Genomic DNA, 13,979 nt, shown 5'->3' on the forward strand with positions numbered 1-13,979 from the left:
CGTATGGCTCGGGGCCCTTCCCGTACGGATCGCGCCCCTTCGCGTGCGGATCGCAACCCGCGCCCCAGGGTTCCCATTTGACAGTCCGTCAGTGAAACTGGCGCGATGCGACGACGTGCTGTGCTCATCGGTGTGTCGGCGACCGCCGCCCTCGCCCTGGGCGCCTGCGGCGGCAGTGCGGGCAGGCCCTACATCGCGGTGGGCGGACCCGAGTCCGCCCCGGCCACGGCCGCGCCCCCGCACGGCAAGGTGGCCCTGATCCCGCTCGACGGCTCCGGCACCCCGGGCCCGCCCGGCCCGCCCCGTACCGGCCCCTCGGCGAGCGGCGCCCCGCGCCCGGAAGCCTCCGCGCCAGGGGACGGCCGTACGTCCACGGGCTCCGGCCCCACGCGCGGACCGGACGCGGGCCCGACGCCGTCCCGGCCGGGCGGCGGCGCCACGGCCCCGGCGACCCCGTCGGGCCCCGCGGACCCCTCCCGGCCGTCGCCGCCGACCGCTCCGCCCGCACCGGGCAGGCCGTCCGAGCCGCCGAAGCCCGCCGCGCTCGGCGTCGGCGCGCCCGTGCGCGCCCCGGCGGGGGACCGCTGGTGCGAGAAGGTCACCGTGCCGCTGCGCAACACCGGCGGCACCGCCGTGGCGGGCGGCACGCTCACCTTCGCCACCCATGTCATCGGGCTGCTCGGCGTCGACTGGGCGACGCTCGTATCGACCCGGCCGCTCCCCGCGCCGCTCGCCGCCGGGGCGTCGGCCTCGCCCACGTACACGATCTGCGTGGACTCCTGGCGGGTGCCGCTCGGCATGCACATAGAAACGCGCTCGGTCACCGCCGACTGGCGGTGACCGGAGCGGAGGGGCGGCGGCGGGATCAGCCCAGCGCGAGCCAGGCGACGCCCGCGAGCACCGCGAGGACGACGACGACGCCGACGATCAGACCGACGCGCGGACCGGCCGGCGTCGCCGCCGGGGTCGCCTGACGGCTCTGACGGCCCTGCGGCGCGCCCTCGTCGACGAAGGCGCGGAACATCTGAGTGCTGCCCGCGGGGTCGTAGTTGCCCTCGGGACCGGGGGTGTTGTGTGCCATGGAACGCGACCCTAGCGAAGTTGGGGGTTCCGCCCAACCCCCGCACCCCCTCCGACCGCGCTGACCTGGTCGTTGACTTTTCATATGCGAATGCTTTGCGGTTCCTTTGCCCGGAGCGGCGTCATTTCGCTTGCCTTCAGCAACCAACAATTCTATGGTTGCCCAAAGCAACGAAGATAGGGAGGACCCGATGGCCGCGCAGAGCCACTACGAGGAGCTGGCCCGGCAGCTCAGCGCCATCGGGGCCGTCAAGCGCGGGCTCGGCCGGATCCTGCCCGCCGAGTGCCCGTCCGGCTCCGCCGCCGTGCTCACCCTCCTGGGGCGGCACGGCGAGATGCGGATCAGCAGACTCGCCGAACTCCTCGATGTGGACATGTCGGTGACGAGCCGTCATGTGGCGCACGTCGCCGGGCGGGGCTGGATCGAGCGGGACCCGGACCCCCTGGACAAGCGCTCCCGCATCCTGCGGCTCACCCCCGCCGGCCGCGCCATGCTCGACGAGCTCGGGCGGCGCACGGCGGAGATGTTCGCCCGGACCCTGCGGGACTGGTCCGACGACGAGGTCGGACAGCTGAACGCCATGCTCGCGCGGCTCAGGGAGAGCTTCGACTGCCGCGAGGAGCGGCGGGACGACCGGCGCGAGGACCGGCGCGACCGCGGGGAACGTTTCACCCGTCCCGCGCCGCTCACCCGTACACCCGCCGCACAGCAGGCGTAACGGCCCACCAGACGTCATAGAGAAGGAAGTTCATGGCTACATCCACACCGGCCGGTGTGCGGGACGGCGGCGCCGCCCACGGAGGACACCCCTCCGGCGGCGCGCCGATGACTCACCGGCAGATCATGGAGGCGCTGTCCGGGCTGCTGCTCGGCATGTTCGTCGCCATCCTGTCCTCGACCATCGTCTCCAACGCGCTCCCCCACATCATCGGCGACCTGGGCGGCGGCCAGTCCGCGTACACCTGGGTCGTCACGGCGTCGCTGCTGGCGATGACCGCGACCACGCCGCTGTGGGGCAAGCTCTCCGATCTCTTCAGCAAGAAGCTGCTGGTCCAGATAGCCCTGATCATCTACGTCAGCGGCTCGGTGGTCGCCGGTCTCTCCCAGAACGCAGGGATGCTGATCGCCTGCCGCGTCGTCCAGGGCGTCGGCGTCGGCGGTCTCTCCGCGCTGGCCCAGATCATCATGGCCGCCATGATCGCGCCCCGTGAGCGCGGCCGGTACAGCGGCTACCTCGGTGCCACGTTCGCGGTCGCGACGGTCGGCGGCCCGCTGCTCGGCGGCGTCATCACCGACACCGACTGGCTCGGCTGGCGCTGGTGCTTCTACGTCGGCGTGCCGTTCGCGGTGATCGCCCTGATCGTGCTCCAGAAGACCCTGAAGCTCCCCGTGGTCAAGCGCGAGGTCAAGGTCGACTGGGCGGGCGCGTTCTTCATCAGCGCGGCCGTCTCGCTGCTGCTGGTGTGGGTGACGTTCGCGGGCGACAAGTACGACTGGATCTCGTGGCAGACGGCCGCCATGGTCGGCGGCTCGGTACTGCTGGGCGCGGTCTTCGTCTACGTGGAGTCCAGGGCGGCCGAGCCGATCATCCCGCTGCGGCTGTTCCGCAACCGCACGATCACGCTGGCCTCGCTGGCCTCGCTCTTCGTCGGTGTCGCGATGTTCTCCGGCACGGTCTTCTTCAGCCAGTACTTCCAGCTGGCGCGGGGCGAGTCGCCGACCATGTCGGGCGTGCTGACCATCCCGATGATCGCCGGTCTGTTCATCTCCTCCACCGTCTCCGGCCAGGTCATCACCAAGACCGGGCGCTGGAAGGCGTGGCTGGTCAGCGGTGGCGCGCTGGTCACGGCGGGCCTCGCGCTGCTGGGCACCATGCGGTACGACACCGCGTACTGGCAGCTCGCCATCTACATGGCGCTGATGGGCCTCGGCATCGGCATGATGATGCAGAACCTGGTGCTCTGCACCCAGAACCAGGTCTCCCCGGCCGACCTCGGCTCCGCCTCGTCGGTGGTGACCTTCTTCCGGTCCCTCGGCGGCGCGGTGGGCGTCTCGGCGCTCGGCGCGGTCATGGCCAACCGGGTCACCCACTACGTCAAGGACGGCCTGGCCGACCTCGGCCCGAAGGCCGCCGCGGCGGCCCAGGGCGGTGGCGGGGGCGGCATCCCCGACCTCGACAAGCTGCCCGCGCCGCTGCGCACGGTGATGGAGAGCGCGTACGGCCACGGTGTGGCGGACGTCTTCCTGTACGCCGCGCCCTGCACCCTGCTGGCCTTCTTCGTCACGCTGTTCATCAAGGAGGTCGCGCTGCGCTCCCGCGCCGAGCAGACCGCCGCCGCCGCTGCCGAGCGGACGGACGCGCCGCGGACCGCCGCCGCGACGGCCGAATAGGACTCGGGTGCCCCGAGCGGAGGCACCCGACAGGGGCGGCGGGCAGGGGACGGCCCGCCGCCCCGCACCCACGGCGGAGCCCCCGGGAACACCCGGGGGCTCTGCCGCGTCCGGCCCGGCCAGGAGCGGCGGGCTCCGCCCGGAAGCGCCGCGTCAGCGCTCCCGCCCGGAGCGGAGCGGGCGGGTCACCGCTCGCGCTTGGCCTCGATGCCCGCGATCAGGATCTCCAGCGCGAAGACGAAGTCCCGGTCGCGCATCTCCTCCACCGTGTCCCCGCCGCGCGCCTCCATCAGCTCCTCGGAGCGCTCCATCTGCTTGTGGAGTTCGGGGCGCTCGCGCAGCGCGCCCATCGCATGGGCGAAGTACTCGTCCTGGGTCACCCCGGCCTCCGCGCACCGCGCCACGAAGTGGCCCTCGATGGTGCCGAAGCCGTACACGAACTGGAAGACCGCGGAGAGGCCGCCGGTGACGCCGTGCGCGGGCAGGCCCGAGCGGCTCAGGATGTGCTGCGCGGCGGTGGCGAACCGCATCGAGTGCGGCCCGATGTTGAGGTAGCGGCCCACCAGCGGCGACACCCAGGGGTGGCGGACCATGACCGAGCGGTAGCTGACGGCGAGTTCGCGCAGCTGGTCGCGCCAGTCCGCGTCGGCGCCCGCGGCTTCGACGTCGGGCACGGTCAGCTCCGCGAACACCGAGTCCAGGGCGAGCTCCAGCAGGTCGTCCTTGGTGTCCACGTACCAGTACAGGGACATCGCGGTCACCCCGAGCTCGCCCGCGAGCCGGCGCATGGAGAACTTCGCCGGGCCCTCCGCGTCGAGCAGGCGCACCGACTCGGCGATGATCCGGTCCCGGTCGAGCGCGGACGCGGGCTGGTCGGACCGCCGGACGCGGCCCGCCGGTTTGCCGCCCTCCAGCCACACGCTGGTACGCGTCGGATGCTTCGCGCGGTCGGCTGCCGACACCATGGCGTGCCCTCCTCGTGGGTCGTCGGACCGTCGTACGCACACGGCTCTCGCTACGTATACGTACGGCGGCCGTACGGCGTTTCCTGCGGCGGTGGTGGAGCGGCGGCGCGGCAGCGCTCCCCGGTCGGCGAGGACCGGCGGAATGCTGCCGTCCGCCTCCTTGATGCTATGCCGCGGGTGCGGCCTGCGGCTGCGGGGTCCGGTCCTGCTCGCCGCGCTCCGCACGGGCCAGCAGGGCCGCCGCGAGCAGTCCGCCCGCGAGCACCGCCACCGCTCCGACCAGCTGACTCGTCTCCAGGCCGGAGGCGAACGCGTCGGAGATCCGGCCGCGTTCGGCGTCGTCGCCCGCCGCCGCCAGCGCGGCCGGCAGCGAGGCCGCGCCCACCACGGACGGGATCAGCGCCGCGAAGCGGGAGTTGAGGACCGCGCCCAGGACCGCCACGCCGAGGCCGTTGCCGAACTCGGCCAGGGTGCCGTTGACGCCCGCGCCGACGCCCGCGCGCTCCGGCGGGATCGCGCTCATCAGCGTGTTGGCCATGGCGGGCATGGAGACCGCGATGCCCGCGCCCATCACGACCAGGCCGAGCAGCATGCCGCTGTAGTGGTCGCCGCCGAGCAGGGCGATCATCGCGAGACCGGCGGCGTTGGCCGTCATGCCGACCGCGATCGTCTTCGGGGTGCCGAGCTTGGGCAGCAGCCGCGCGCCGACGCCCGCCACGTTCAGGGCGATCACGCTCAGCGCCAGCGGCGCGGTGCGCAGCCCCGCCTCCAGCGGCCCGTAGCCGAGGACGAACTGGAGGTGCTGGGTGAGCAGGAAGAGCGAGCCGCCCATGCCGAACGCGACCAGGATCGAGCCCGCGACCGCGCCCGTGAACTTCTTGTTCCGGAAGAAGTTCATGTCCAGCATCGGGTACTCGATGGACAGCTCCCAGCGGGCGAACGCGGCCAGGAAGGCCAGCCCGACCGCCGCCGGGACCAGCACGTGCGCGGAGGTCCAGCCGTGCTCGGGGCCGGAGATGATCGCGTACACCACACCGGTCATGCCGACCGTGGAGAGCAGCGCGCCCAGCAGGTCCGGCCGGTCGCCCAGCGGGTTCTTCGACTCGGGGACCAGGGCCACCACGGCCACCAGGCCGAGGGCCGCGACCGGGATGTTGATGAGGAAGATCGAGCCCCACCAGAAGTGGTCGAGCATGAGCCCGCCGATCAGCGGTCCGGCCGCGAAGCCGAGGGAGTTGACCGTGGCCCAGATGCCGATGGCCTTGACCCGCTCCTCGTCGCTGAATATCTGCACGACGACGGCGAGGGTGGTGGTCATCAGCAGCGCGCCGCCGACGCCCATGCCGGCCCGCGCGGCGATCAACTGGCCCGCGCTCTGCGAGAGTCCGGCGGCCAGCGAGCCGATGCCGAACAGGGCGAGACCGGCGGCCAGCATCTTCTTGCGGCCGTAGCGGTCGGAGGCGCTGCCCGCGGTGAGCAGCAGGCCGGACTGGACCAGCGAGTACGCGTTGATCATCCACTGGATGTCGGCGGTCGACGCGCCCACCGAGGTGGTGAGCGAGGGGATGGCGACGTTCAGGACGGTGTTGTCGAGCAGCACGGTGAGCTGGGCGAGGCAGATGACTCCGAGGATCAGCCAGCGCTGCGGATGCCCGGTGGGGGCGGCTGGGTTCTCGGCGGCCGTGGCCGTCATGCGGGCTCCTTGTGGAGTTGTACAGCGTATGGGGGACGTGTCGTACACCGTAGAGGAGCCAGTTCTACGGTGTAAAGCGAATTCTCCGCGGTGTGGAGCGCGCTCCCCGGGGCCGCCCCGGAGGCCGGGCGCGCGGCGGCATGCGTGAGGGCGGTGGCCCGGGGCGTTCCCGGGCCACCGCCCTCGGGGGACGGGGACGTGCGGCTACTTGGCGGGGGCCGTCAGGTCGTAGAAGGTGGCCCCGTCGGCGCTCACCTCGGTGAAGGTGGCCGCCACCCAGCCGGCGATGGCACTGCCGCCGCCCGACCCGCCGGGGCCGCCGCCCATGCCGCCCCCGGCGAGGAAGTAGTGGATCTTCCCCTCGGCCACGTACTTCTTGAACTGGGCGAGCGTGGGCGAGGGATCGCTGCCGTTGAAGCCGCCGATCGCCATCACCGGCCTGCCGGTGGCCAGTTGGTAACTGGCCGCGTTCTGCGAGCCGACCGCCGCCGCGACCCAGGTGTACCGGCCCGCGTCCTTCTTGAGCAGGGCCTTCGCCCCGGCGCCGACCCGGGCGCCGTTGAGCAGCCCGCCCATGCCGCCGCCCGTGCCGCCGCGCTCGCCGCCGGGGAACTGTCCGGCCCGGCCGTTCCCGCCCTGCCCGGCCCCGCCGGGCGGAGTCGCCCCGCCCCAGGGCGCGCCCTGACCGCCGCTCGGTCCGGCGCCCTGGCCGGGGGTTTGGCCCGCGCCCTGGCCCGGCTGTCCGGCGCTGCCGCCCGGCAGCGCCGGCATCCGCCCGTTCTGGCCGTTCTGGCCGCCCGGGGCGGCGAACCCGCCCGGTCCGCCCCGCATCCGCCCGCCCGGCCCGCCGCCCATGGCCGCGCCCGCCGGACCGGCCGTGACGATCGAGCCGGAGTGGCCGGTCCGCAGCGTGCTCACCGTGTACGCGAACGGGCCCGCCAGCGACGCCGCCAGCGCCACCGCCGCCGTCCCCCGCGCCAGCCTGCGGTCCAGCCGCCCCGCGAGCACCAGCACCAAGGCCGCCGCCAGCCCCCCGGCCAGCACCGCCCACCGCAGCCACGGCAGATAGCCGGGCGTGCGGCCGAGCAGCACATAGGACCACCAGGCGGTCACCGCGACCGCGGCCCCGAGCGCCACCGCCGCCGCGAGCCGGTTCCGCTCCTCCCACAGCACGGTCGCGCCCATGCCGATCAGCGCCGCGATGTAGGGGGCCAGGGCGACCGTGTAGTACTGGTGGAAGATCCCCGCCATGAAGCTGAAGATCCCCGCCGTCATCAGCAGCGCCCCGCCCCAGGCCAGGAACGCGGCCCGGGCCGTGTCGGTGCGCCCGCCCCGCCAGGTGACCGCGAGACCGGCCGCCAGCAGGACCAGCGCCGCGGGCAGCAGCCAGGAGATCTGGCCGCCCACATCGGTGCCGAACATCCGGCCGAGGCCGGTCTCGCCCCAGGCACCGCCCCCGCCGCCTGGCCCCCGGCCGCCGCCGCCCACGCTGCCGGTCTCGTCGCCGTTGATCCGGCCGAGGCCGTTGTAGCCGAAGGTCAGCTCCAGGAAGGAGTTCTTCTGCGAGCCGCCGATGTACGGGCGCGAGGACGCCGGCCACAGCTCCACGACCGCCACCCACCAGCCGCCGGAGACCAGCACCGCGAGCCCCGACAGCGCCAGCTGGCCGAGCCGCCTGCGCAGGGCCGTGGGCGCGCACACCGCGTACAGCAGGGCCAGCGGCGGCAGGATCAGGAACGCCTGCAGCGTCTTGGCCAGGAACGCGAACCCGACCGCGACCCCCGCCCACACCAGCCACTTCGTCCGCGCGTCCGCCAGCGCCCGCAGCACGCAGTACACCGTGACCGTCATCAGCAGGGCGAGCAGCGCGTCCGGGTTGTTGAACCGGAACATCAGCGCCGCCACCGGGGTCAGCGCGAACACCGCGCCCGCGATCAGCCCCGCCGCCGCGCTGAACCGGCGCCGCACCGCCGCGTACAGCACCGCCACCGTCCCGGCGCCCATCAGCACCTGCGGCAGCAGGATCTGCCAGGAGCCGAGGCCGAAGAGCCGTACGGACAGGGCCATCGGCCACAGCGAGGCCGGGGGCTTGTCGACGGTGATCGCGTTCGCCGAGTCCAGCGAGCCGAAGAACATCGCCTTCCAGCTCTGGCTGCCCGCCTGGACGGCCGCGGAGTAGAAGGAGTTGGCGTATCCGGAGGCGCTCAGGTTCCAGGCGTACGAGAGGAGCGTGAGCAGGAGCAGGCCGAGGAGGGCGGGGCGCGCCCAGGCCGGGTCGGCCGGACGGCCGCGCCACAGCCGGTGCGCGGCGGCCCGGGACCGGGCGGCCACGAGCCCCTCGGACGCGCCCGCCGGACAGGAGGTCGTGGTCATCGGGAGGCGTCCTTCCGGTGGGGGAGCGAGGGGGCGCGGTCCGGGAAGACCCAGGCGCGGAAGAGCAGGAACCGCAGGACCGTCGCCGCCAGGTTCGCGGCCACCAGGACCGCCAGCTCGGTGGAGTGCGCGGGGTCGCCGCCCGCCGCGCCCAGCGCCCCGAGCGAACCGCTGGTCAGGGCGAGCCCGATCGCGAAGACGGCCAGCCCCTGCGCCTGGTGGCGCACCGCGCGCTCCCGCCCCCGTACGCCGAAGGTGAGCCGGCGGTTGGCGGCGGTGTTGGCGACGGCGGAGACCAGCAGGGCGGCGGCGTTGGCGAGTTGGGGTCCGGCGGCGGTGCGGAAGAGGGAGTAGAGGCCGAGGTAGCAGAGGGTGGAGAGGGCCCCGACCACGCAGAATCCGACCAGCTGGCGGGCCAGACCGCCCGGCACCCCGGCGAGCCGCCGGTCGCGCGGGTCGTCGCCGAACGGGCGCGCGAGCCGGTCCAGGGGGAGCGCGCCGACGGCGAGGGCGCGCCCGACGCGCCACACGCCCTTGAGGTCGTCGGCGGCCGTCCGCACGATGTGGACGGTCGAGTCCGGGTCGTCGACCCAGTCCACCGGCACCTCGTGGATCCGCAGCCCGGCCCGCTCGGCCAGCACCAGCAGCTCGGTGTCGAAGAACCAGCCGGTGTCCTCGACCAGCGGCAGCAGCCGCTCGGCCACCTCCCGCCGGATCGCCTTGAACCCGCACTGCGCGTCCGAGAACCGCGCGGCCAGCGACGACTTGAGGATCAGGTTGTACGCCCGCGAGACGAACTCCCGCTTCGGCCCGCGCACCACCCGCGAGGCCCGGCTGAGCCGGGAGCCGATCGCCAGGTCGGAGTGGCCCGAGATCAGCGGGGCCACCAGCGGGAGCAGGGCGTTGAGGTCGGTGGAGAGGTCCACGTCCATGTAGGCGAGGACGGGCGCGTCCGAGGCGGACCACACGGCCCGCAACGCCCGCCCGCGCCCCTTCTCCTCCAGCCGGACGTGGCGCACGCCCTCGACCCCGCGGGCGAGCCGCGCCGCCACCTCGGGGGTGCGGTCGGTGGAGGCGTTGTCGGCCACCGTGATCCGGAAGCCGTACGGGAAGGTGCGGGCGAGGTGCTCGTGGAGCCGGCGCACACACGGCTCCAGGTCCCGCTCCTCGTTGTGGACGGGGATCACCACGTCGAGCACGGGCCCGCCCGCCGCGCCGACGGGCAGGTGCTCCCGTGCCGGCAGGGTGCCCGCGGAGATGTCGGTTCGCATGCCACCGACCCTCGCGAGGGCCGCTGTCACACTTGTGTGGTGCGACTGTGCACAGGCTGTGAGTGGGGCGGCAGCGGGCGCACGACGGTGCCGGAGAGCGGCCGTGCGCCCGCCCCGGGCCTTGCCCCGTACGGAAGTTGGACCTCGAAGACGGTACGTCCGGGCGCCGAGCGGACCGTGACGCCGCCGCCGTGCGCGGAGACGACCGCGTGCACGATGGCGAGCCCGAGCCCGGTCGAACCGTGCGCCCGCGAGCGGGAGGCGTCCCCGCGCGCGAACCGCTCGAAGACGTGCGGGAGCAGCGCGGCCGGGATGCCGGGCCCGTCGTCCTCGACCTCCAGCACGGCCCACGGCCCCCGCCGCGCCACCCGCGCGGTGACGGTGGTGCCGGGGGGCGTGTGGGTCCGGGCGTTGCCGAGGAGGTTGAGCAGGACCTGGTGGAGCCGGGAGGGGTCGCCGTGGACGGTCACGGGGGTGCCGTTGTCGGGGACGGGGACGGGGGCGTGCGGGGGAGCGCCGTCGGCCGGTGCGGGGGCGGCGGGGCCGCCCGGCTCGTCGTCGCGCGGCTCGCCGTCGCGTACGTCTCGTACGTCGTCCGGTGGTCCGGGCGGCAGTTCGAGGCGCCAGAGGTGGTCCTGGCCGGCGGCCCGGGCGTCGCTCAGCGCGTCCACGACCAGCATGGAGAGATCAGTGCTCTCGTACGAGAGCGGGCGTCCGGCGTCCAGCCGGGCGAGCAGCAGCAGATCCTCCACCAGACCCGTCATCCGCTCGGCCTCCGCCTCGACCCGCCCCAGGGCGTGCCGGGTCGCGGGCCCGATCTCCTCCGTACCGCGCCGGGTGAGCTCGGCGTACCCGCGGATGGACGCCAGCGGGGTGCGCAGCTCATGGCTGGCGTCGGCGACGAACTGCCGTACCCGCGTCTCGCTCTCCTGGCGCGCGGCCAGCGCCGAACCGACGTGCCCGAGCATGCGGTTGAGGGCCGCCCCGACCTGCCCGACCTCGGTGCGGGGATCGGCCTCGGCGTCCGGGACGCGCTCGTGCAGGGCCACCTCGCCGCTGTGCAGCGGCAGTTCGGAGACCCGGGTGGCGGTCGCGGCGACCCGGCGCAGCGGACGCAGGGCCACCCCGACGATGGCGGCGCCCGCGATCCCGGCCGCGACCAGCCCGGCGGCGGTCACCCACACGATGACGACGACCAGGTTGTCGACGGCCGACTCGACGTCCTTCAGCGGAAAGCCCAGCACGGCCGAGCCGTCCATCGTCCAGGCCGCCCGGTAGGAGCCCAGGCCCGGCACGGAGAGCGTGTGCACCCGCCCGTCCCTGGGCACCGAGGCGAGGGCCCGCACCTGTCCGTCGGTGAGCTCGGTGACGTTGGTGCGGGGCTCGCCCGGCTCGCCCCGGATGCTCCGCACGCCGTCGACCAGCTGTCCGGCACGGTCGGCGCGCGCCCCGACCGTACCGATCGGCTGCCCGGGACCGGCCACGAACACCTGGCCGCCGCCGGGGGAGGACGGCAGCGGGCCGCGCCCGGCGTGCGCCACGGCGGGCCGCAGCGAGTCGTCCAGCTGCTGGGTGAGGTTGGCGCGCATGCCGATGACGGTGACCGTGCCGATCACGGCCGCGACCACGGCGAGCAGCGCGACGGCGGAGACCACCAGCCGCGTCCGCAGCGTCCACCGGCGCGGCGGCCTCGGGGCGCGCGGGCGCGGCTGCCCCGGAGTGCGCGGGCGCGGCTGCCTCGGAGTGCGCGGGCGCCGGGAACGCACCCGGCTCACTCGCCGGGCTTGATGAGGTACCCCGCCCCACGCCGGGTGTGGATCATCGGGGAGCGCCCCGCGTCGATCTTCCGCCGCAGGTACGAGATGTAGAGCTCCACCACGTTGGCCTGGCCGCCGAAGTCGTACGACCAGACCCGGTCCAGGATCTGCGCCTTGCTGAGCACCCGGCGCGGATTGCGCATCAGGAACCGCAGCAGCTCGAACTCGGTCGCCGTGAGGTGGATGTTGACCCCGCCCCGGGTCACGTCATGGCTGTCCTCGTCGAGGGTGAGGTCCCCGACGACCAGCAGCGACTCGCTCCGCGCGGTCGCGGTGCCCGAGCGCCGGATCAGCCCGCGCAGCCGGGCCACGACCTCCTCCAGCGAGAACGGCTTGGTGACGTAGTCGTCGCCCCCCGCCGTCAGACCCGCGATCCGGTCCTCGACCGCGTCCTTGGCGGTGAGGAACAGCACCGGCACGTCCGGGAGTTCGCGCCGCAGCCGCCCGAGGACGGCGAGACCGTCCATGTCCGGCAGCATGACGTCCAGGATCACCGCGTCGGGCCGGAACTCCCGGGCGGCCCGCACCGCACCGGACCCGTCCCCGGCGCTGCGCACCTCCCACCCTTCGTAGCGCAGCGCCATGGACAGCAGCTCGCTGAGGGCCGCCTCGTCGTCCACGACGAGCACCCGGACGGCGGTCCCGTCCGGCCTCAGCAATTCGGTACGCCCCTGCGGGGAGGTGATGGTCATGCCACCACCCTGTGAGCGCCCCCTGAGAACGTCCTTGCGCGATCCTGTGAATTTGCTGAGAAACGGGGAGGGGGTTGGGGCCGGGCCCGGGGTTCAGCCCAGGGGGAGGCCGAACAGCCGGGCGGCATTGTCGTGGCAGACCGCCCTGAGCCAGTCGTCCCCGAGGCCGAGCCGCTCCAGCGCTTCGAGCTGGTGCGGATAGCCGTACGGGATGTTCGGGAAGTCCGACCCGAGCAGCACGCGGTCCCCGAGCGCGGCGAGCCGGGGCAGCGCGGCGGCCGGGAACGGCGCGAACCGCTCGCTGAAGTCGGTGAACGCCATCGTCGTGTCGAGCAGGACCCCCTCGTACGCCTCCGCCAGCGCCAGGAAGTCGAGGTACTCCGGCATCCCCAGGTGCGCCACGATCAGCCGCAGCCGGGGGTGCCGGGCCAGCAGCCGCGCGACCGGCTCGGGCCCGGTGTGCTTGCCGGGGGCGGGCCCGGAGCCGCAGTGCACGACGACGGGCGCGCCCGCGTCGGCGAGCGCCCCCCACACGGGGTCGAGCAGCGGGTCGTTGGGGTCGTAACCGCCCACCTGGACGTGCGCCTTGAACACCCGGGCCCCCGCGCCGAGGGCGTCCGCCACGTACGCGCCCGCGCCCGGCTCCGGGAAGAAGGTGGCGGTGTGCAGACAGCCCGGGGTGCGGCGGGCGAAGTCGCGCGCCCATCCGTTGAGCCACTGCGCCATCCCCGCCTTGTGCGGGTACAGCATCGAGGTGAAGGCGAGCACCCCGAACTCCCCGAGCAGCTCGACCCGCCGCGCCTCCTCCTCCCGGTACGCGATGGGCCACGCCATCCCGGTGAGCGGCCCGGCCGAGTCGAAGTACGCCCACACCTTCCGCATCACCCGGTCGGGCATGAAGTGCGTGTGCACGTCGACGAGACCGGGGAGCCCGAGCCGCCCGGCGAAGGCGCGCGCGGCGACGGCGTCGTCAGCGGTGGGCATCGACGGGGTCCGGGGAGATGGAGTTGCGGGAGGCGGAGTCCGGGGAGGCGGAGTTCGGGGAGGCGGGACCCGGGGAGGCGGAGTTGGGGGCGGCGGGGTTCGGGCTGCTTTCGGTCGTGCCCCGGCCGCTCTCGGCGGCGTCGCGGTCGCCGTGACGGGTGCCCTGGTCGGCCGGCCGCTGGAAGCTGTAACTCCGCTCGACCTTGGCGACATGGACGCTGTAGCTCTCGTACCACCGCTCCCGCCCCTGCCGCTGGGCGCTCTGGTGCTCAAGGCGCGACCGCCAGTCGACGATCGCCTCCTCGTCACGGAAGTACCCGACGGTGATCCCGATCCCGCCCGGCGTACGGGCGCTCTCGTACCCGAGGAACCCGGGCACCTCCCGCACCAGCTCCTCCATCCGCCCGGCCGTCTCCCCGTAACCGTGGTCGACGTCGGTGCGGAGGGAGGTGAACACGACGGTGTAGTAGGGCGGTTCGATCCCCGCGACGAGGCCGCCCACAAGATGATCGCTCATGGCTCACACCTTCCGCTGTCAGTGGTGAACGTGTCCAGGCTCCTTACGAAAGGGATCCAAGTCTTGACCTGGGGAGGGATGGCGGACGGCATGGCGGCAGGGGGGGAGCGCCCGAGGCAGGCGCCGGCGGTGGCGGCCGGGCGTTGGTCGCTGACTGTCGGGCGCGGCCAAACGGCAATAGGCACTCGGTCGCCA

At 74.0% G+C, this 13,979-nt stretch carries 12 protein-coding genes; 3 read left to right on the plus strand and 9 right to left on the minus strand.

The annotated features are described in order from the left end of the window. The first annotated feature begins 105 nt into the window (after positions 1 to 105). A complete protein-coding gene (locus AB5J87_RS17220) occupies positions 106 to 840 on the plus strand; it encodes a hypothetical protein (protein WP_369377609.1) in 735 nt (244 codons plus the stop codon). A gap of 25 nt (positions 841 to 865) precedes the next feature. Here AB5J87_RS17220 and AB5J87_RS17225 read toward each other — a convergent pair whose 3' ends face one another. Further along, on the minus strand, positions 866 to 1,081 hold the full coding sequence (locus AB5J87_RS17225; protein WP_369377610.1) for a hypothetical protein: 216 nt from the start codon (positions 1,079 to 1,081) through the stop codon (positions 866 to 868). Positions 1,082 to 1,271: 190 nt separating this feature from the next. On the opposite strand from AB5J87_RS17225, the gene AB5J87_RS17230 reads away from it, so the two are divergent. Together AB5J87_RS17230 and AB5J87_RS17235 are read left to right on the plus strand one after the other, a co-directional pair. Next, complete coding sequence (locus AB5J87_RS17230) at positions 1,272 to 1,799, plus strand: MarR family winged helix-turn-helix transcriptional regulator (RefSeq protein WP_369377611.1); 528 nt, start codon at positions 1,272 to 1,274, stop codon at positions 1,797 to 1,799. Positions 1,800 to 1,831: 32 nt separating this feature from the next. Next, on the plus strand, positions 1,832 to 3,472 hold the full coding sequence (locus AB5J87_RS17235; RefSeq protein ID WP_369377612.1) for an MDR family MFS transporter: 1,641 nt from the start codon (positions 1,832 to 1,834) through the stop codon (positions 3,470 to 3,472). Between the two features lie 185 nt (positions 3,473 to 3,657). Here AB5J87_RS17235 and AB5J87_RS17240 read toward each other — a convergent pair whose 3' ends face one another. The 8 genes from AB5J87_RS17240 to AB5J87_RS17275 all read right to left on the minus strand — a co-directional run bounded on the left by AB5J87_RS17240 (position 3,658) and on the right by AB5J87_RS17275 (position 13,784). Then, complete coding sequence (locus AB5J87_RS17240) at positions 3,658 to 4,437, minus strand: TetR/AcrR family transcriptional regulator (protein WP_369377613.1); 780 nt, start codon at positions 4,435 to 4,437, stop codon at positions 3,658 to 3,660. Between the two features lie 166 nt (positions 4,438 to 4,603). Next, a complete protein-coding gene (locus tag AB5J87_RS17245; protein WP_369377615.1) occupies positions 4,604 to 6,130 on the minus strand; it encodes an MFS transporter in 1,527 nt (508 codons plus the stop codon). 204 nt (positions 6,131 to 6,334) lie between these two features. Continuing rightward, entirely contained in the window at positions 6,335 to 8,503 is a 2,169-nt protein-coding gene (locus AB5J87_RS17250; RefSeq protein ID WP_369377616.1) for a glycosyltransferase family 39 protein, read from the minus strand. After that, positions 8,500 to 9,774: a glycosyltransferase gene (locus tag AB5J87_RS17255; protein WP_369377617.1), complete on the minus strand. Its 1,275-nt coding sequence runs from the start codon at positions 9,772 to 9,774 to the stop codon at positions 8,500 to 8,502. The genes AB5J87_RS17250 and AB5J87_RS17255 overlap by 4 nt, the downstream gene beginning before the upstream one ends. A gap of 26 nt (positions 9,775 to 9,800) precedes the next feature. Continuing rightward, positions 9,801 to 11,432, minus strand: a complete 1,632-nt coding sequence (locus AB5J87_RS17260) for an ATP-binding protein (RefSeq protein ID WP_369383564.1) — start codon at positions 11,430 to 11,432, stop codon at positions 9,801 to 9,803. Positions 11,433 to 11,545: 113 nt separating this feature from the next. After that, on the minus strand, positions 11,546 to 12,283 hold the full coding sequence (locus AB5J87_RS17265; RefSeq protein ID WP_369377618.1) for a response regulator transcription factor: 738 nt from the start codon (positions 12,281 to 12,283) through the stop codon (positions 11,546 to 11,548). 93 nt (positions 12,284 to 12,376) lie between these two features. Further along, positions 12,377 to 13,267, minus strand: a complete 891-nt coding sequence (locus tag AB5J87_RS17270) for an amidohydrolase family protein (protein ID WP_369377619.1) — start codon at positions 13,265 to 13,267, stop codon at positions 12,377 to 12,379. After that, entirely contained in the window at positions 13,254 to 13,784 is a 531-nt protein-coding gene (locus AB5J87_RS17275; RefSeq protein WP_369377620.1) for an antibiotic biosynthesis monooxygenase, read from the minus strand. Before AB5J87_RS17275 ends, AB5J87_RS17270 begins: the two co-directional genes overlap by 14 nt. Positions 13,785 to 13,979: the final 195 nt, after the last annotated feature.

Source organism: Streptomyces sp. cg36 (genome assembly GCF_041080675.1).
Taxonomy (GTDB): Bacteria; Actinomycetota; Actinomycetes; order Streptomycetales; family Streptomycetaceae; genus Streptomyces.

Bases quoted from the DNA above. Each gene is read 5' to 3' on its own strand.
- AB5J87_RS17220 (WP_369377609.1), top strand. From the start codon at position 106: ATGCGACGACGTGCTGTGCTCATCGGTGTGTCGGCGACCGCCGCCCTC.
- AB5J87_RS17225 (WP_369377610.1), bottom strand. From the start codon at position 1,081: ATGGCACACAACACCCCCGGTCCCGAGGGCAACTACGACCCCGCGGGC.
- AB5J87_RS17230 (WP_369377611.1), top strand. From the start codon at position 1,272: ATGGCCGCGCAGAGCCACTACGAGGAGCTGGCCCGGCAGCTCAGCGCC.
- AB5J87_RS17235 (WP_369377612.1), top strand. From the start codon at position 1,832: ATGGCTACATCCACACCGGCCGGTGTGCGGGACGGCGGCGCCGCCCAC.
- AB5J87_RS17240 (WP_369377613.1), bottom strand. From the start codon at position 4,437: ATGGTGTCGGCAGCCGACCGCGCGAAGCATCCGACGCGTACCAGCGTG.
- AB5J87_RS17245 (WP_369377615.1), bottom strand. From the start codon at position 6,130: ATGACGGCCACGGCCGCCGAGAACCCAGCCGCCCCCACCGGGCATCCG.
- AB5J87_RS17250 (WP_369377616.1), bottom strand. From the start codon at position 8,503: ATGACCACGACCTCCTGTCCGGCGGGCGCGTCCGAGGGGCTCGTGGCC.
- AB5J87_RS17255 (WP_369377617.1), bottom strand. From the start codon at position 9,774: ATGCGAACCGACATCTCCGCGGGCACCCTGCCGGCACGGGAGCACCTG.
- AB5J87_RS17265 (WP_369377618.1), bottom strand. From the start codon at position 12,283: ATGACCATCACCTCCCCGCAGGGGCGTACCGAATTGCTGAGGCCGGAC.
- AB5J87_RS17270 (WP_369377619.1), bottom strand. From the start codon at position 13,267: ATGCCCACCGCTGACGACGCCGTCGCCGCGCGCGCCTTCGCCGGGCGG.
- AB5J87_RS17275 (WP_369377620.1), bottom strand. From the start codon at position 13,784: ATGAGCGATCATCTTGTGGGCGGCCTCGTCGCGGGGATCGAACCGCCC.